Annotated in this window: 17 protein-coding genes; 7 read left to right on the top strand and 10 right to left on the bottom strand. The window is 56.6% G+C overall.

All coding sequences use genetic code 11. The features are described from left to right. Positions 1–83 precede the first annotated feature (83 nt). Positions 84–236: a hypothetical protein gene (locus tag ACT6QU_RS02305; RefSeq protein ID WP_444563222.1), complete on the top strand. Its 153-nt coding sequence runs from the start codon at positions 84–86 to the stop codon at positions 234–236. 65 nt (positions 237–301) lie between these two features. Here the strand turns inward: ACT6QU_RS02305 and ACT6QU_RS02300 are convergent, their stop codons facing one another. Genes ACT6QU_RS02300 through ACT6QU_RS02290 form a run of 3 tightly spaced genes read right to left on the bottom strand, consistent with a single transcriptional unit; the run spans position 302 to position 2,003 of the window. Beyond that, positions 302–754 carry a hypothetical protein gene (locus ACT6QU_RS02300; RefSeq protein WP_444563221.1) on the bottom strand — a complete coding sequence of 151 codons (453 nt, stop codon included), beginning with the start codon at positions 752–754 and terminating at the stop codon, positions 302–304. Continuing rightward, complete coding sequence (locus ACT6QU_RS02295; protein ID WP_444563220.1) at positions 751–1,038, bottom strand: hypothetical protein; 288 nt, start codon at positions 1,036–1,038, stop codon at positions 751–753. Before ACT6QU_RS02295 ends, ACT6QU_RS02300 begins: the two co-directional genes overlap by 4 nt. Beyond that, a complete protein-coding gene (locus tag ACT6QU_RS02290) occupies positions 1,038–2,003 on the bottom strand; it encodes a lysozyme (protein ID WP_444563219.1) in 966 nt (321 codons plus the stop codon). The genes ACT6QU_RS02295 and ACT6QU_RS02290 overlap by 1 nt, the downstream gene beginning before the upstream one ends. 30 nt (positions 2,004–2,033) lie before the next feature. Between ACT6QU_RS02290 and ACT6QU_RS02285 the strand changes: the two genes are divergently transcribed. Further along, the gene (locus tag ACT6QU_RS02285; RefSeq protein WP_444563218.1) at positions 2,034–2,897 is read left to right on the top strand and encodes a DUF6270 domain-containing protein; all 864 of its coding nucleotides are present in this window, start codon (positions 2,034–2,036) and stop codon (positions 2,895–2,897) included. An 84-nt stretch (positions 2,898–2,981) separates the two neighbouring features. On the opposite strand, the gene ACT6QU_RS02280 is transcribed toward ACT6QU_RS02285, so the two are convergent. Further along, entirely contained in the window at positions 2,982–3,152 is a 171-nt protein-coding gene (locus ACT6QU_RS02280) for a hypothetical protein (RefSeq protein WP_444563265.1), read from the bottom strand. Between ACT6QU_RS02280 and ACT6QU_RS02275 the strand changes: the two genes are divergently transcribed. The 4 genes from ACT6QU_RS02275 to ACT6QU_RS02260 all read left to right on the top strand — a co-directional run bounded on the left by ACT6QU_RS02275 (position 3,102) and on the right by ACT6QU_RS02260 (position 8,325). After that, positions 3,102–4,535 carry a heparinase II/III family protein gene (locus ACT6QU_RS02275; protein WP_444563263.1) on the top strand — a complete coding sequence of 478 codons (1,434 nt, stop codon included), beginning with the start codon at positions 3,102–3,104 and terminating at the stop codon, positions 4,533–4,535. The two genes, ACT6QU_RS02280 and ACT6QU_RS02275, sit on opposite strands and share 51 nt — an antisense overlap. Before the next feature lie 60 nt (positions 4,536–4,595). Beyond that, positions 4,596–6,488: an acyltransferase family protein gene (locus tag ACT6QU_RS02270; protein ID WP_444563217.1), complete on the top strand. Its 1,893-nt coding sequence runs from the start codon at positions 4,596–4,598 to the stop codon at positions 6,486–6,488. A 278-nt stretch (positions 6,489–6,766) separates the two neighbouring features. Beyond that, complete coding sequence (locus tag ACT6QU_RS02265; RefSeq protein WP_444563216.1) at positions 6,767–7,579, top strand: ABC transporter permease; 813 nt, start codon at positions 6,767–6,769, stop codon at positions 7,577–7,579. Positions 7,580–7,581: 2 nt separating this feature from the next. Beyond that, positions 7,582–8,325 carry an ABC transporter ATP-binding protein gene (locus ACT6QU_RS02260; RefSeq protein WP_444563215.1) on the top strand — a complete coding sequence of 248 codons (744 nt, stop codon included), beginning with the start codon at positions 7,582–7,584 and terminating at the stop codon, positions 8,323–8,325. 7 nt (positions 8,326–8,332) lie between these two features. On the opposite strand, the gene ACT6QU_RS02255 is transcribed toward ACT6QU_RS02260, so the two are convergent. Then, the gene (locus ACT6QU_RS02255; RefSeq protein WP_444563214.1) at positions 8,333–12,625 is read right to left on the bottom strand and encodes a methyltransferase domain-containing protein; all 4,293 of its coding nucleotides are present in this window, start codon (positions 12,623–12,625) and stop codon (positions 8,333–8,335) included. A gap of 108 nt (positions 12,626–12,733) precedes the next feature. On the opposite strand from ACT6QU_RS02255, the gene ACT6QU_RS02250 reads away from it, so the two are divergent. Then, on the top strand, positions 12,734–13,144 hold the full coding sequence (locus ACT6QU_RS02250) for a hypothetical protein (protein WP_444563213.1): 411 nt from the start codon (positions 12,734–12,736) through the stop codon (positions 13,142–13,144). Positions 13,145–13,350: 206 nt separating this feature from the next. Here the strand turns inward: ACT6QU_RS02250 and ACT6QU_RS02245 are convergent, their stop codons facing one another. The 5 genes from ACT6QU_RS02245 to ACT6QU_RS02225 form a co-directional block, all read right to left on the bottom strand. After that, complete coding sequence (locus tag ACT6QU_RS02245; protein ID WP_444563212.1) at positions 13,351–14,340, bottom strand: phage late control D family protein; 990 nt, start codon at positions 14,338–14,340, stop codon at positions 13,351–13,353. Between the two features lie 3 nt (positions 14,341–14,343). Beyond that, on the bottom strand, positions 14,344–14,553 hold the full coding sequence (locus tag ACT6QU_RS02240; RefSeq protein WP_444563211.1) for a tail protein X: 210 nt from the start codon (positions 14,551–14,553) through the stop codon (positions 14,344–14,346). A gap of 5 nt (positions 14,554–14,558) precedes the next feature. After that, positions 14,559–14,954, bottom strand: coding sequence for a phage tail protein (locus ACT6QU_RS02235; RefSeq protein ID WP_444563210.1), 396 nt, complete (start codon positions 14,952–14,954; stop codon positions 14,559–14,561). A gap of 34 nt (positions 14,955–14,988) precedes the next feature. Next, positions 14,989–17,616 carry a phage tail tape measure protein gene (locus ACT6QU_RS02230; RefSeq protein ID WP_444563209.1) on the bottom strand — a complete coding sequence of 876 codons (2,628 nt, stop codon included), beginning with the start codon at positions 17,614–17,616 and terminating at the stop codon, positions 14,989–14,991. Positions 17,617–17,786: 170 nt separating this feature from the next. Then, entirely contained in the window at positions 17,787–18,107 is a 321-nt protein-coding gene (locus tag ACT6QU_RS02225; RefSeq protein WP_444563208.1) for a phage tail assembly protein, read from the bottom strand. Between the last annotated feature and the right edge of the window lie 7 nt (positions 18,108–18,114).

Raw genomic sequence — 18,114 nt, 5'->3', positions numbered from 1 at the left:
CGCAAATGCCAGGCGAGTTGGCGCAAAAATCCAAGACCTCCTTAGCATTAGAAACTTAGCATGTTCATTGGGAGGTATGACCGATGACCGACGACACTCGACTGATCGAACTTGCTCTCATGAAGGCCAAGGCCGCGCGAAAGGCTTTCCTTGCCTTCCTCCTGGAGATGGCGCTTATCGAGGCACGCGAGATGGTCGTGCGGCGCCAACGTGGATATTCGCCCGTGAACGCATAAAAGGCCCCGCCATCTCCGGAGAGACGACGGGGCCAGCCCTTGTGAGGCAATTCTACGCGGTCAGTCTATGGGTTCTTGCCCTTGATCTCGAACTTGATTGGCGGCGAATACACCCGCACTGGCCAGCTCAGAATGCGCTGCAGCGGATTGCAGATGTAATCGAGCACGACCTGATAATACGCCGGTCCCGTTGTCGCTGCATCAGGTATCGTGATTGAGCGCCGATACGTCTCGCGCCCCGCCAGCAGTTCCATGCCGGTTGTGAAGCTCGGGATCGAATGTCGGCGCCACTGACTGTCGTATAGCCAGCGCTTTGCATCGATCGGGCAGACGCGCTCGCGGAATACCTCGAACTCGACTTCGATCGACCCGCCCTGCCGCACGAACGTCGTAATGGCGCGTGCGCTTTCGTATCGAATCGGCGGCGCGCGATCGGTGACCCAGAGCGCCATATTGAACGATCCGATGCCAGCGAGCACCAGGATCAGCCCGGCCACGATCTTCCAGACATGGCTCATTGCGACGGCCCTCCCTTAAGGAAGCCCCACGCTTTCAGGATATATTCGTAGAGGACGACGGTGCCGATGAAGATCGAAACGACCGTCACGACCAGCCAGTAGCCGAAGCGGCCGACCGTGCGGATGTCGCGAACCATCTTGAACCAGACCTTGATGTCGTCGGCCGACTGGGCAACGACAACCTTGAGCGCCTCCACCTCGTCCGGTCGAAGGCCGGCAAGGAACTTGCGCGTCGCCTCGGGCAGTTCCTGCAGCTTTTCAGGCGCATTCTTAGGCTCGAGCATCAGCCGGGCTCCGCATTCTTTGGTGCACGGTAGGCACCGATCGCGCCCGCAGCCGCGCCGATGAAGGCGGTGACCGCAGCGATGAACTCCGGCGTGGTGAACGCCGCCGGCAGCACGTCGGCCGCGACGACGGCGGTCCAAAGCGCGCCGGCGATGGCTGCCCACTTGCCAGCGCCGACAGCCTTGGCCGATTGCTCGACTGGAGATGGCTGCGGCGTGTGTTCACAGCCAGGCTCGAGCGCCGGACCGCCATTGTGGCCAACAGGTGCGGGCATGGTGTCATCCTCTTCTTCGATGATGGGAACTGCGGGACCGGTTGGCTCACCTCCTTCTGGCGACAGGGTGGGCCCGGCCGGCACGGCGTCGGGCTGCGGCGCCTCGTCGAGCACGACTGCCTGCGGCAAAGCGAAGGCCTGCGCGAGCTCGGCCGAGACGTCGATGCGCTTGCCCGAGGACCAGTCGGGCGCCATGTTCGCGCGCAGCCGCGTGAATTCGATCATCGTGCCGTCGTTCGACCAGATGCCGTCGAAGAACAGGTCCCGCTCCTTGGCGCGCCGGCCGGCGATCTCTTTTGGCGTGATCCAGTTCATGAAGGCCTTGCGCGCCTTCTCGTCCTCGCCGCGCAGCCAGTAACGGACCCAAGCCGCCCGGCCGATCGCGCCGGTGTTCCAGTGAAACGAGACCGCCGCGGCGAACTGCGCCTTCGTCAGTGGCCGGACCTTGAATGCTTCGCGCACCTGGCCGGCGTAATTCGACAGCGCCCAGGCGTAGATGTTCATGCAGTGCTGCACGGTCTGCGGCTTGCCGATGTAGCGCTCGACGCGGTGACCAGTCGCGTTCGTCATGCCGACGCACCAGGTCTTGACGCCGACGCTGTCGAGATAGGTCTGGCGCACGAGCGCCTCGTGCGACGCTACCTCGTGGGCAACATCGGCATCGACGGCCATGAGCAGAGATGTCGACATGACGTGTGTCCTTTCCCCCGGTGTGGCCGGGTGATTGAAGGTTTCGAAATTTTGGCTAGGCTAAGCGGTGGTGACGTCGTTCAATCGTCACGTTTCAGATCGACGGCGCCTCCCTCAACGAGAGGTGCTGACTTCTCACTTGATGAGCTGCGGCTTTTCCATCAGAAGCTGTACATCTTGTCAGCAAACCTCGGAAACCCGGTGCGCATATTCATCGTTGGAAGCTGCGTCAGCAGAGACGCCTTCAACTTCACCTCTCGTGCGACGCTTACGGACTACGTCGCGCGCACATCGCTGGCGAGCGCTTTTGGCGAGCCGTTTCCATGGCTTACAAATGAGCGTATCGAATCCGCACTCGAAAGCAAATTTCAGCGCCGCCTTGTGCAGATTGACGCATCAAAAAAGCTTCGCCAGCTTCTAGAAACCGCGCAATACGACCTGGTGCTTCTCGATTTGATTGATGAGCGGTTCTCGCTAGTAAAAATTGGCGCGGCAAGATGCACATACTCATCGGAGGCTCGCAAGACGGGGGTCGCTAATGCTCCAGGTGCCAAGTTTATCAGACCGTCGGACGAACTTAGGCACCAGTGGTGGAAAGACGGGCTGAACGACCTTTTGGCGATTGCCGCGAAGCGGGGGACCAGGGTCGTACTCAACCAAGTTTGGTGGGCTGCATCAGACGACAGTGGTGCCGAGTTCGACCGCGTCCTAGTTTCAGAAGGCAACGCACATTTGGCACGCTTGTATCGAGAAATCCCCGAATCTGTCGAGCGAGTTAGTTATGATGCTCAATCGTTTGTCGGCAGCACTACTCACCGATGGGGGCGCTCGCCATTCCATTACACAGAAACCGTCTCGCACACGCTTCTCAGCGCTCTTCAGCTTGACTCCTGACATTAGCAGATCGCGTACCAGGTCAGTATGTTCCGAAATCTCATTGCCCGGCTCCGGCGCTTCAGCTTCCCTCAGCATCGTCCTTCAAAATGGCATCAGCAACGCTTCTTGAACATTGAGCCGGACGCCGATGACGGCAAAGCCTTCCTCGACACTGGGCGATGGGGCGTCCGCGGTTTCGATACCACGATAATTACAGATTCGATGTGGACCGATATCGAGCGCTTGCCGAGAACGCTTCAGTGGAAGCTGCATCAGTTTGCCTTTCTTCCAAGCCTCATCGCTTATGACCGGAAGCATAACTCGAGTAGCGGGGGCCTACATTCTGCGAAGCTACTCGACAAATGGTGGCGGCTATTTAGTGATGCGCCTCGCCAAAAGACGAATATGGCATGGCATGACCACGGGACCGCGTTGCGCCTCCAGAACTTGCTCCTGTTGCGCACTCACCTGCAGCGATCGTCTAAGTTCCTGGAGGAGGTTTGTCTGCAGCACGGACTTCTCTTGATGACCGAGGGGTTCTACAATCGAGGGAACAATCACGGCCTCGACCAGAGCCTCGCATTATTCGAATGTGGGTATGAGCTTGAGCGGCCGAAGATGCATCGCATCGCAACTGGGCGCATCCTAGACGAAATCGGCACTGCGTTCGCCACAGATGGGGGACATGTGGAGAACAGTACAGGCTACCATCATTTCGGCATCAACCAGGTTAAATCAGCCAACGAGCTCGCGGAGGCATACACCGGCAGCCCAATTGAGGGCACGGGCCTTGTCGAGCGCGCCGAGGTGATACTAGCTCATATGACTCGGCCCGATAGGAGGTTGCCGCACATAGGAGACACGCAGGATTTCACCGTTCGCAGACTGCCGCAGCCAGAGGAAACGAAAATATCGCTGCCAGAAAGTGGGTGGGCATTTTTCCGAAGCGGCTGGGATACACGCGCCGTTCACGGTGCCTTCAAGTGCGGCTACCTAAGCCAATCTCATCGCCAAGATGACGATCTTTCCTTATCGATTTTTGGCTTTGGTGAAGAGTGGTTGATTGACGGAGGCTTATTTGCTCATCAACCGAAAGACCCGATGCGGATATACATGCGCTCGGCATCTGCGCACAGCTTGCCTTATGTTGTCGGTATGCAGGCCATCCGCGACGTAAGCCGCGTCGGGAACGCTTCGAAGATCACAGGCTTCGCCTCAAATCCAGACGGATACGAGGTTACGGGTGTGACAGGAATGTGGGAAGGCTTTGAGGCGAAGAGGACGATACGTTTCGATCGCTCGTCGTTTTCAATCGATATCCATGATCTGATCAAGCCTATCAGCACGGCCGCGAAGAATAGAGCCAGTGAGAGAGCCAACAAAGGCTACGCAGTATATGGCACTCGGTTTTTGGCGCCGGACGACAAGAAGGTAATTAGACATTCTGGCGGCGTCCGACTTGTAAGCCCATCTGCGAAATCTCTTCACATCGAAACGCGCTTGCCCAGCAAAATACTAGTCGGGCAAAGCGATCCGCAAATTCTAGGATGGCGGTCGGTCAAGGCCGGTTCTGCCGTCGCGGCGCATGATATTTCGTTCACTTCTCCCGCCGAGGAATTTGACGAGAGATTCTGTCTCCGTTGGGGATCAGCCTAGACGCTAGGCGCGGTTTGGTGGCAGAAGCCCCCCCGAGACCAACCCAATAGAGCATCCAAATTGCACGCATCGCGATACCGCAAAGACATTGACGGCCTACGCGCTATTGCGGTGCTCTTGGTCACGGTCTTTCATATCAATGAAACTCTGATCCCGGGCGGGTATGTCGGGGTCGATGTTTTCTTCGTGATATCCGGCTATCTGATAACCGGCATCATCGTCCGAGACGTTGATCAGAATCGGTTTTCCTTCGCCGAGTTCTACAGGCGAAGGTTTCGGCGAATTTTCCCGGCGATGTTCGCGGTAACGCTCACCACCTTGGTCGTTGGCATCCTCGTCATGCTGCCGGAAGATGTTCAGCAACTGGCCTGGTCGGCAATTGCTACGTCGCTCTCAGGCGCAAACGTCTTCTTTACGTACTTCTTGGACACGAGCTATTTCGCAGCGGACAGCGCCGCTGTCCCTCTTTTGCATATGTGGTCCTTGGGGGTCGAAGAGCAGTTCTATCTCGTATGGCCGCTCGCTCTTCTGCTCATGCTGAAGACGAGGAAAACGCTGGCCCTGCTTGTCCTCGTTGTGGTCGGCAGCATCGCCATAGGCGAGTGGCAACTTCGCAACGGACTCTTTGAATGGGCATACTACATGCTGCCCAGCCGCGCCTTTCAATTGGCGGTTGGAGGCGCACTGGTATTCTTGCCGGCCGTTTCCTTTTTAGCTGCCCGACTGTTGATGCCTTTAGGGCTTGCCGCAGTCATCGGTAGTGCGTGGCTGCTGGATGCTGCTTCGGCGTTTCCGGGGTTCAATGCCGTTCCCGTAACACTCGGGACTGCTGCAATTTTGGCTAGTGGCGGACTTCCTACAGCGTGGTCACGATGCCTGTCCATCCAGCCCTTGAGATTGGTCGGCCTTATTTCCTATTCACTTTACCTCTGGCACTGGCCTGTTCTGGCTTTTCAGAGATATTTTGTCGGGGAGCTTTCGGCGCAGGCGCAGGTAACGTCTTTTGTCGTGATGATCCTTCTCGCGATCGCAAGCTATCGCCTGGTTGAACTTCCGTGCCGCCATTCGACGTTAACACTTCGAGCCGTTGCTGTGCGCTTTGCCGTGATGCCGACAGCGGCAACTGTGGCGATAGCCTACCTAATGATATCGGTGAACGGACATGTGCCTTGGATATCTCCAGAAGACGATAAACGCCTTGCTACCTTTCAACCCGCAAGCGATGCGGACTATGTCTGTCAAGCCGGACGGCTGCGAGATGTCGTTCCTAAACTTCGTCGCTGCCTCGTCAATGCGGAGCGAGAACCCAGCGTATTGATGTGGGGTGATTCCAATGCCGGCCATTATGTCGGAGTGATACGTGAATTGGCTTTGCACGAAGGTTTTGGGTTCAGAAACATAGCTCACGCAAGTTGCCCTCCGCTCCTCGGCGGAGCAGAGGATTTCGTCACAAATCGGGTACGCGAAACATGCGCATCATCCTCCCAACTCGTTCAAGCGATGCTGTCCGCTTATAGCGGCATCATAATCTCTGCATCGTGGGACACGTACTTGGCACAAGGGGGTGCCGGTTTTCTTGAGGCATTTGAAGCATCGCTGCGTCAGCTCGTCGGTGCTGGGAAAAGTGTTATTGTGATAGGGCGGGTTCCTCGACTTCCATCGTTTGATCCCGAATGCGTCCGCAAGCAGCAAAAACTACCGCTTCTGTCATGCGACGCCAGCGCTGACCGGCAACAGACCGATCGAATCAATTCGCAAGTCCGTGACGCCGCTGTGAAGGCTGGAGCGGCATATATCGATTTCACTGACCTCCTTTGCAAAGACGGTTTATGCACCGACCGCATCAACGGTGAGACAGTCTACTATGACCCCGGCCACATCAGCATGTCTGGTGCAGAAGCGCTCGGCAGGCTCGCCGTGGCAAAGGGCATCATTTTTCCAGGGCTCAACTAAACATCGCCGGATGTTCGCATATCGGCGAACTGCACCTGATCTCTTGTCGCGGGCATCCAGTACTCGAACAAGCCGAACCCTAGGGGCCCTGATTGCCGTGGACGAAGCGTTCGCAGAGGACCCGGTAGGCACCGCTGAGCTGTTACTGCACGATTTACAACAAATTCGCGATTTTCGAACCACGGGTACGTTCCGACGGAAACGCAGACAGCCGTATTAAATTGCAGCGCAGCGAAGGGTCAGGTAATTGACCCTCCAAATCGCCCGCAGGCGCACTGATGAATCAACTAGCGTGGTTTCAACAATTGCACATTTGGCTGATGATAAGACCCTTCCTGTCACGGTTGGTCCGTTTCCTGCATATCAGCCTCATCGAGGCTCGATCGGAGCGACAATCGAGTTACTTGGGGATCATTTGGAGCCCGCTCTCAACGCTGATTTTCACCGTCATGTTGGCGGTCGTTTTTAGACAGCCACATCACATCAGCGCAGGAGAATTCTATCTCTACGTACTCGCGGGATATGTCGTTTGGAATTTCATCGCTTCCACCATCACATCAAGCACTACTGTCATTCAAAGGCGCTTTGATTTTGCCGTTCACAATAACCTCACATTGATCGGCCTGTTCTACAAATTGCTTATTGACAGGTTGTTCGCGATGTCGATGGATTTAGCGCTGTTGTTTTTTGCGATTTTGTTACTAGCTCCCGTGAGCATGGGATCGCATCTATTCCTTATATTGCCATTGATACTGATGCTGTCGTTAGTTTCGATATCTGTGGCCTACATCGTGAATCTCAGTGTTATTCTCTTTCCAGATTTGGACGCTATTTTTAGCGTCGGCGTTCGATTCATGTTTTTTGTGTCGCCCGTTTTCTGGGGCGCGGAAGGTGACGCAACCGGCGTTCGGGCCCTTCTGATCGACTACAATCCGGCGGCGTACTTTCTGTCCGTCTTCAGGCAGGCCTTTGGGGTCATCTCCTTTAATCCTGCGGATTGGTTCGTCGCCGTTGGCTTGTCTGTCGCCCTGTGTGCGGTCGGCTTCAATGCCTACAAGCGATCCAATACGTTTGTCAGGAATTTGAAATAGCTATGGCGAAGATCGAACTGCGAGACGTGAACGTTAGCTACTTCATGCGGAAGACGGCGGCGACGGCAAAGCGATTTGAGCGTGATGCTGTAGGTGCCCAAATTATCGTCGGCCAGCGCTACATCGAAATCGCTGCACTCAAAAACTTAACGCTCTCGTTCAAGGATGGCGACCGGGTTGGGCTGATTGGGACCAACGGTTCAGGAAAATCGACACTTTTGAAGCTCTGCGCCGGCGGCCTTTCAGCGCAGAGAGGAGCCGTCGACATTGAGGGTGTCGTCAGCCCTCAATTTGCGTTGAGTACCGGCTTGCGGCCGGAATTGTCGGGACGACAGAACACTGAACTGAAGTGTCTGTACATGGGCATTCCCCAATTGCAGATCTTGTCGCATACCGACGATGTTCATCGAATCAGCGGGCTCGGAGGCTACTTCGATCTTCCAATCAAGAGTTACTCCGCAGGCATGAAATCCCGACTGGTCATGAGCCTGCTACGGCTCGTTCGCGGCGAAATACTGATAATGGACGAGTGGATCAACGCAGTCGATCCAAGCCTCAGCAAGACGATCGGTGGGCTTCAGTCGCAGTTAATCGATCGAAGCAAAATACTCATGCTCGCCAGTCATTCCGAGCGGGTTTTGCGAGAATGGGTGCAAACACTGGTCTGGCTGGAACAAGGAGAAATCCGCGAAATCGGAACTGTCGATAGCGTATTGCGGTCTTACAACGCTTTGCTCAAAGGCTGACATTCCATCATTTGAAAAGCTCGATTTCTTTAGCGATCGTTTGGGAAACGCCAGACTGCGCTCGTACGCGCATTGCGGCGCCAGCAGATAGCCTCTCGAACTCGCCAGGATTTCGATACAGATACTCAACCGCATCCGCTATCGCAGTAGGGTTCTCTGGCTCGACAACAATGCCAGAATCGCTGTCGACGAATTCGGGAATTGCAGCGACCCGGGTTGTGATCGGCACGAGCCCGGATGACATCGCCTCATCTCGTGATACGCCTTGCGAATCCATCCGAGTGGGCGTCAGCACTACGCCGTGGCGGCGGTGGAAATCTGCAATCTCCGTATGCGTCATAAATCTTTGGTGCAATTCGACGTTCGGAAAGGCGCGTAACGGCGCAGTGAGTTCGTCGAACAATGGGCCCTCGCCAACGATTGTAAAATGAAGATCGCCAAAATACTCGCGCCGCGACAATTCCAGAATAGCGTCTACGGTCAGATCATTCGCATACTTTCGACTAGCAAATGGTCGGATTGAGAGAATTTGCGTCCTCAGTTCAGGTGATTTCGGTACATACAGAAATTGCTCACTGTCGATGTGGTTATGGATGATATGGGCGGCGCTATTCGGGATCTTGACTCCAAAATCGCCTTCAATCTCATCTCGAAAATATTGCGACACGAAGACAAATTTCAGCATTTCGCCGGCGTTAGAAAAAACGTCGTGCCAAAGCGCTAGACGCTGATCACTAAGCTTCTTTTGGCGTTCAACTTCTTTTGCATCCAAACGCTCAAATTCGTATTGCCGGCGCTGCCATAATTGCACCTCGGCTCCATGCAGCCAAACGATGATCTTTAACCGCCCGAGATGCGGTTTGAGCAGCTCCCAATTTCGACGATCGAGTGCGTGGACAAGTACGTGTGAATACTGATTCGCGTGAAGGCTCGACTTCAACGTCAATTCATCAACCGCAGCGATATCAATATTCTCAAATTCCTCGAACCCGCTATAGGCGATCTCGCGAATTTTGCAGACATCGACATCCATACCCGCGTCTCTATAACTCCTCACACGACTATGAAGAAACCCGTAGCGGTAAAGGTCATGATAGCTCGGATACTGCTTCGTCAGGATTAGAATCTTTGATCGCGCGAGCATTATATCAGGCGCGCGGACAGATCGCCCAAATGCAATCGAATTTACGCTCGCCTCTCCAATCCCTTCGACACGTAGACCGAGGCGGATTGACTGGCACTCCTCAGGTACGACTAATGTATGGCCTCCAGTCGACCGCAGTATCGTATGGCTGATTTTTTGCCCACGCGCATCGTAGTACTCGCATACAAATTGGGCGATCGACCCAAATTCTGCATCGATGTAAACTTCGCTGCTGTCTGTCAGAAGCAACTCTTCAAGCGCGATCTGCTGATTAGCCCAAAGGTAGACTTTTTGCCCGACTAGGACCGTCGAGGTAAGGTGTAAGGTGCCGTCGCGAAATTTGACGTCTACACGTCCTCCTCGCCCCCTATTAAGGAGTGAGTGCAGGCGCTGGGCATCCAGTTGCCGCCCGATATGGCATACACGCGCCGCACCTTCCGGCATCGTTTCAGCGACGTGCTGAATGCGAGCCAAATCTGCCCCTCGAGAAGCGAACTGTACGTCTTTAACAACAGCAGTTACCTCAAACGCAGAAGCACACTTACAGTAGTTGAATTCGTCGATACTCAAGGATCTCTTGTCGACGATAACGGAGGCTTCGGGGTCCGAAAGCCACTCGATTATTGTCGTAGCCGATATTGCCCCCATCTTTACCATCGATGAACGAACGGGCAGTTGATCCACGAACTGATAGGAATGTCCGGCATTTCGAAGGATTGGCGCCCCGTCTACTAATTCAAAGAATGTATTCTTTCCTACGGCTTCGAAGCTGGCGTACACTTGGGCGAGCGCCAAGTCTGTCAGATAGTTTTCTCCGTAATAGTCATCTGCTGACCAGAGACAGAAGTAATCTCGGTCGTTTGCATCGGCCGTTAATTTTTCTGTCAGTGCCTCGGCACTGTCGAACACCGCCGCATTCGGATCGTCTGATGCAAACGGACTAATGATACGGAGTTTAGAGACACCTTCAAATTTCTGTCGTTTATAGGTGTCGATGATGCGCTCAACGTCGTCCTTTGTACGAGCAACGGCGACGATGTGAATTGTAGCAGGATCGCGCCGCAAGGGCGGGTTCGTAAACAGCTTGGACAGGATAAACGACAGCCGATGTGCGTAAGTATGTTCGGTCATGACTTTACGCAGTCCAGCGAGTCGGAACTTCCGATAGGCGGATTCATCATCAAATAATGGTCGGACGCGACCGTCAATTGTCGCACCTGAGTCAGATGATATAATCAGATCACCAAAATAAAGTCTCGCTCCACGGGAGAAATTACTTACCACCGGTGTGTTCGACGCCATCATTTCAAACACACGCCGGGCGAACATCGATTGAGATTGCTTGATCGTATTAAGATTAATCCCGAACCGGTACCCTTTATACGCCTTATCAATCTCGCTGAAAGGCAGCGCGCCCAATATTTGGGAGTGATATTTATCTGGAAATGCATAGTGGGGATGCGGATTGTCCGCGTTGCGATCATATATTTCGACGGGCCCGATTGTACCTAAGGTATCGAGCAACGTGGCCATGTCCCGCTGACGCTCAACATACTTTCGATAGTAAGATCCAGCGAAGTTGAATCCCTTTTTCCGATCGAATGTTTCCACGGGGTGGTGGATTTTTGGCTGCGCGGCGAAGGGCAACAGATAAACCCTTTCGTGCCCGAGAGCCGACTTGTAGGCTGCAATGCAGTCAACGTCGGTTGTAAAAACAACGCTACATTGCTTAGCAACACTCAAGAAGGTCGAGAAATGTACAGGATCTTCCTTGTTCCAGAAGGCAGTCGGGATGCCGTTGTTCGTGCAGGAAGCCAACAACTCCTGCAATTCGTGGGCGTTATGACTGACTTTTGTTTTCCAAGCTCCATCGACTCCGTGCCAGGCCGACTCGATAAAGACGAAGTCCGGGTTGAAGTGCGCCAATTGAGTTTTCCAGCTATCGGGCCATAGCTGCTCAATGTCGGCTTCTGGAGAGAATGCCGCTTGAGTGAAAGTGTCCATAACTACGGCTATCCGCGGCCTGCGGCCGGCGCCTGAATCCCAAGACCTCCTAACAAAAGGCATGGGCACAGTTGCGGCTATCGTTGCAGGCGCCACCTTGGCGTCAACCGGTGGCTTGGCAGCCGGCGCTAAGGGTTTAATCGACTTTCGGAAACTGCGTGCAATGGCGACCAAGGTGCGGGGCCCGGGCTTTTTAGCCAGCTTAACGAGCGCGTGGCCGATCCGAAAACTTTTCGAATTACGGAGTGCTTCGCGCTCGTTTTGCAACTTTCTGTTCGCGGCTTCGAGCCTACGGATTTTCTTATTCGCCTCATCAGCCCACTGAGCACGCGCGCGTTCAAGATCCTCTTTGGCGACACTGGACTGCTGTGCTGGTTCGGTTTGCAAACGCTCGATGTCAGCAATGGCCGCTTTGAGCCGATCCCCTGCCGCTTTCTTGTCTTTTTCCAATACCTTGATTCGCCGGGAGAGGCTGTCTAAGCGGGCTTCATAGCGATGCTCGACGGCTTCGAACGCGGACTCGACACGTTGCACAAGAGCAAGGTCGAATTTGATCGTCGGCACCGCAGGCGTCTTTCGCGGATTACCGACAAATGCAATCCAGCTCTCCACTGGTTCGATCTCAGTAATATCAAAAAACTCATTTAAGAGCAGATACATCTTTGACAGGTAAAATGTGTCCTTGTGATCAAAATAATCATTGATGCCGAACGGCACCGTGACAATTATCTGCCCGTTGGGTCGCAAGGCTTTGGCGGCAACTTTCAGCAACTGCGCTGGTTGGAGTAGATGCTCCAGAACCTCTCCGAGGATCACGCAGTCGTAGAAGCCGCTTTCAAAGTCGTGTGTCAGAGCATCTGCCTGAAGGAAATTGACACGACTACGAACGTGTTCCATCTCGTTCTCGAGTTGGCTCTGTGCGTATGCAATCGCCTGTTCGTCAATATCAACGGCGAGCACCCGCTTCGCTTCGCGTGCCAACAGGATCGCTGCTATTCCTTGACTACAACCTAGATCGAGGACGTTTTCACCACGGACGCGCGCGCAAATCCAGTGTATCCGACGCTGGGTAGCGCGCATGAAGTTTGGCCCCAAGGTGCCTTGATATGCTTCTGCGACACGATCATGAATTTCTGGAAGGGTGTCGGTCATTTGGGACCTTCTGATATCATCATGCGTCGATGCCATATGTGCATGACGGCGCGGCGTCAAGAATCGGGGCTCTGCCCGTATGTGACGGCTTAACCAGACGGAGTAGCAATGCATCCTCTTTTCAAAACCGATCTGTGGACCGTTGTGAACGCCGCGTCTGGACGCGACGTCGAGGTGCTCTTGCACAACGTCCCTACATCCCAAGCGACGTACATCGAGCGGCTGGTGCAGGCGTGCGAGTTTTTAGGGTTGGAGCGCATCAACGTCTTCTTCGACCCTCGCGCAAATGTTTACCGCATAGGTAGCGGCAGCGCCCGACTGACCGTCCTCCACACTGATGTCACGCCGGTCCAGGTCAGGCAGTTTGCCGACGACGATTTCACGCCCCTTGTCGATGGACGAGATATTTTCGATCGCGCTAACGAGATCCTCGACGCCGTTGATGAAGGCGATGATGCGATGACTGAGCACGTTTTCTACGAGGACGATGAGAACGACACCTACCACTTTAAACAATAGTGCCAACGCCGAGCGAGCTGCAGCATTTCGCTAAATACAGGGCGAGTCTCTTGTCAATCCCGACGAGGCTGCTCCCACTACTCGTATTTTCCATAATGCTCTCAGCACCTGCATTCCGCTTCCAATCATGGTCCTACTGCTCGGACTGATTGACTGGCGAGTATGGCGCTAGGCAACATGATCAGCATCCTCAGTACTGTCTGGCGCTAAGCTTTGAGCTTTGCCTCGATGTCGGTTGTGTAACCGACTTTGGACAGCCGGTGCGTGGCGCTCTCTATGATGAATTCGAGCTCGTCCAGTTCCGGTCGAACGCCCGCGTATCTAAAGGGGGACCCTGCCCTGATGGCTGGGTTGCCGAACATTGTGACGCTGGTCTTGATGGTCTCGCGCTTCAGATCACCTGCCTTCGATTTCGCCGCAGATCGCGCCTCGGCCTCATCCGCGAACGGATCGGCTATCGTGAAGTCGGCCGTGCCTTCTTCATCGCTTTCTTCTTCGACCTCGATCAGTTCGGCGCGCCTGCGATCCTGCACCCTCGCCTTGACCCGTTTGAACTTCTGCCGATGGGCGAAGGTAGTTCGACAGGAACCTTCCACGATGTCGCTGGGCGCCGCGATCACTTGAAAGAGCGGTTTGCCACTCGGAGCGCGGCCACTGCCTTTAGCGGCGAATATGAGACGATCGTCCTTGATGGAGAAAAGCGCGCCGTGCCGGCGTGCTAGACGCTCGACGACATGGAGGTCGCTTTCGTCTTCTTGGCCGAACCACTCGTAGAGGTGTGATCCCACCTCATTGTCGACGGCAGCCGACAAGCCATTTCCTGCGGCGATCTCTTCGACCACTTCCTTGACGGTGACATTGTCCCAATGGCGCGACCTCTGCGATTTGAGATCGTCGCGCATGTTCGCGCCCTTGCCGTTCACCGTCATCCCGTATGGCAGGCAACGAACCTCAGGGTCCTCGGCGGTAAACTGGCCGAAGTAGGCGACGCCGGTTTGGATGTAGCCCAGCTTCGCCGAGATCGTGTCGCCTTTTTGAGGGATTGCCGCAAATGGCCAACCGTCATTGAGTTCGCAGCTGATTGTGTCGCTGGTGACGCCCTCTTTGTCGACTATTGTCACGGAGATGAGCCGCTCGTTGAAGATCGATGCGACGGATTTGCCGTTGACCGAGATTTCAGCGCGGGGTGTCTTCATGGATCAGTCCCAAAGGTTGACCACCGGCACGACCTCGGCCGCGCGCGGGATTTCTGGCAAGTCGATGACAGTACCGATCGGCAACGGGACGGGCATTTCAGCCAAGCCAGGGTTGGCATCGAGCACGCGCTCGACGTAGCCGCTTTCGTCACCATAGACGCGGCGGCAGATCGCATCGACCATCTCGCCCTGTCGCGTCGTGTAGGTTCTCATGACGCTCACCCGAATAGTGTCTGGACCACGGACACCGGCGAAAAGCCGGTGCCCGTGTATCGTTTGAGACCAATGCGGAACACGTCTTTACGCGGACGGCCGAGGCGATCGATGAACGACCGATCCTCGGAGACCATTTCGATGACATGCATCCCGAACACCTGACCGCCGAGGCTGATCAGTGGCAGGGTCGACCCCGCCAGCGCGGCCGACCGGACACCTTCGAGCGTGGCGAGACCGCCAAACTCTTCGGGAAAAATCACGCCCTCGATATGCACCGTGTCATCGTCGCCACCGGTCCATTGGAGCCGGTTCAGCCCGCCGACAGTCTGGATATCGGCCCAGCGCGTCGACAAATCACGGCCAAGTCCGTGAAAGCCGAAGCGCAGCGAGTGGAACATGAAGGGCCCAAGGGCCATAGGAATCGCCATGGGCTTATCCGTCCGAGTACGCGCCGCGAGCGAGCGCGTTCAGTCTCGCCGAAAGCATCCGCTCCACCTCTTCCGCGATCTGGCGTGGGGATTGACCTTGCGTTGCATGGATGACAATCGCTCCACTTTCGATGTTCATCTCGACATGGCTGCTGCCACTGCCGCCAGGTGAACCAGCAGCGACAGGCGTGAGCATCGCAGCCGATGCCAGAGCGGCATTGCGCATCACCTTCGCGGTGGTCAGCGCGTCGTGCACCATGCCCGAGCGCCCGAAGGTGACGATCTCCGGGCCTTCCTCGCCAACGAGGTAAGAGCCTCCTGCCCTCACAGGCCCACCAGCGGCACGCGCGCCGGCAAGCGCCGGCGCTTCGACGTTGGCCATCCCACCATTCCAGAGCCGGGAGAGCCATGCAGGGGGCTGCGGCCACTTGATAATGGAGCCGATGTCGATCGAACCGATGGCCGCGATGATTCTCCTCGCCAACCCCGAAAACCAGCTGACAAGACCGTTGATCGCCGTCTTGATCGCGTCGACCAGGGCTGCGCCTGCCTGTTCGCCAGCAGACCGGAAACCGTTGACGGCCTCGCTGGTGTAATCGTTCATCGCGAAAATTTCCGATACCCAGGAGCCGATCGACGACGCGATGCCGCGGATGGTAGAAACCACGTCGACGGCGAAATCAGTCACGGCCGAGATCGCAAATGCGACCGCGCCACGAACCGTCTCTTCGTCGATCCCGATGAGTGCCGCGAAGTTGATGAGCGCGCCAAGATGAAGGCTCGCCAGAAACGCGATGAACTCACCGATTGCCCCGGCAGCGCCGCGCATTGCGTCCCACACGACGGAAGCGAAACCTGAAACAAAGGCCGAGATCGGCACCCAGTAGTTCCATACGGCGAGCGCGACGGCGACCACGGCAGCGACGACCCCCCAGATCGGAGCGGTGATTCCGAGGACCGCTGCACCGATCCCGGCAAGCGCACCCTTGAGGATAGCGCCGAACATGGCGAACTGCGACGCGAAGCCGAGCGCTGATGCGATGCTCGTGAACGACAACGCGCCTCCGAGTGCTTTCAGCGCCGCGATCGTCGGCCACAACGAGATCGTGGTGATCAGACGCAGCGCCGCGACAAGGACGCGCAGCCCCGAACCGGCAATGCTTGCCGCCAGGCCCAACGGCACAAGCGCGGCGGTCGCAAGGATTGCCCAGGTCGCCGCGTAAATCAGCGAAGGGTTGCTCTGCGAAAGAGCTTCGAGCGCGCCGGCGAAGCGGTGCAGCATCGCCGTCACTTCGTCCAGAACGCCCGTCCCGGCCATGACGTTCGCAATGTTCTCCAGACCGGCGACCGTGCTGTTCCAGGCGCCCACGATACCCTTGTTCATCGTTTCGGCCACGCGAGCGCCCGTGCCTTCCGCCTCCGCATAAATCGTATCCAGCATTTCGTGGAGGTCGGAGGTAAGGAGCGAAGCAAGACGCGAGCCCTGACGTGCATCAAAGATGTTCATCAACTCGCCGAGCGGAACCCCTTTGTCCCGCAGGTGCCGGATGAATCCCATCAGGTCGACTTCGGAGCCCGCCGCAGTCACGGCTTCGGTGATCGTGGCGGCAAGGATCGAACGATCGACGACGGTGTCGCTCCCAAGACCTTCGCTGATGACGGCCGTCAGCGCCTGCGCAAGTCTGGCCGGCGCCTGCTGCAGGGCGCTGTCCGACAGCACTGCATCGATCGCCTTGCGCATGGGTTCGGCATCGATACCGTCGCCGATCAGGGAACCGATGATGTCGTCGCTGGCGATCATGCGTCCGTTCGTGACGAACTCGCCGAGATTGACGTTCATGCGCTCCAGCGCAGCCATCATTGGCTTTGTAGGTTTGACCATCCGCACGATGGCGGAACGCAACGCGACACCGGCTTCCGAGGCCTTGATACCGTTGTTCGCGAGTGTCATCGAGAGAGCCGAAACCTGCTCAATGTCCATCCCGGCGGCAGCGGCGATCGGCGCCACATACTTGAACGTCTCGCCCATCATCGCGACGGTCGTGTTCGACTTGTTGGCAGAATAGGCGAGCGTATCGACGATGCGGCGCAGCGAAGTCGCCGACTGCTCGGCCGTCTCCATCGGCATTCGCATTGCCGTCATGATATTGGTGGCGAGATCGGCCGCGTGACCGAGGTCGATGTCGCCGGCAAGCGATAACGTCAAGGTGTCGCGGAGCGACCCGCGCATCTGCTCGAGGTTGAGGCCGGCGCGGGCCAGTTCGAGAGCAGCCTGCGCGATTTGCGCGTTCGTGAACGGGAAATCCTTGTTGAGTGCGCGCATGTATTCTTCGAGCGAAGCGCGCTGCTCGTCGGTGATACCGGTCACCGCCTGGATCGTGTTGCCGACCTTCTGGAGATTGTAGACCGCCCTCCCCCCAAGCGCAGCCAAAGCCGCTGCAGGAACGCCGGCCGCCTGGCCAAACTCGCGCGTCGCCGCACCGAGTTCGCGCACGTCGGCCGCCACCGCCGCCCCGTACGACATGTTGCGCCCAAGCCCGGTCAGGGCCTTGACGCTCGACTGGATCTGGCGCGCGGGCGCCGTCACCTGATCCACCAGTTGCAGGATCAGGCGGGAGGTGATCGTCGCCATTGATGCACGCCTCGGCCATCGCCAAAGCGGCTAACCGCCCCGGCGTTTTGGCTGTTCGGATTTCAGGATGCGCGCCAGCGAGGACTGATAAGCCGCGAAGCGGTCCCAATCCATGTCCTCAACTTGGGCAACGGGTGTGTGCAGGTGGCGCGCCATCGCGGCTACCGCGTCTACTGCAGGAGTGCCGCCTCCGGCTGCATGTCCAGCCGCGCCATGGCTGCCTGCATGGCCTTTCCCCTCTTTCCCATAAGGGGGGCTGCCTCCCGGCCGATCTTCTCGAAGTCGTCGGCATCGAGTTCCTCGATGACCTGGATCGGAACGCCCGCCATGGAAGCGAACAGCGCCATTCCCTTGCGTGCGTCGCCGGTGACCAGGTCGGAAGCGACGAGGTCTTTCGCCTTCATCTTGCGCAGGGTCAGGCTCTCATAGGTCTTGCCGTCATGTTCGACCGGCTCTTCCAGCGGGATCGTAATGGTCTTCTTGTCAGCCATGATCGTA

Source organism: Aliihoeflea sp. (assembly GCF_052435475.1).
Lineage (GTDB): Bacteria > Pseudomonadota > Alphaproteobacteria > Rhizobiales > Rhizobiaceae > Aliihoeflea.
The sequence above is the reverse complement of the archived record's forward strand: the minus strand, read 5'-3'. Positions and strand labels throughout refer to the sequence as shown.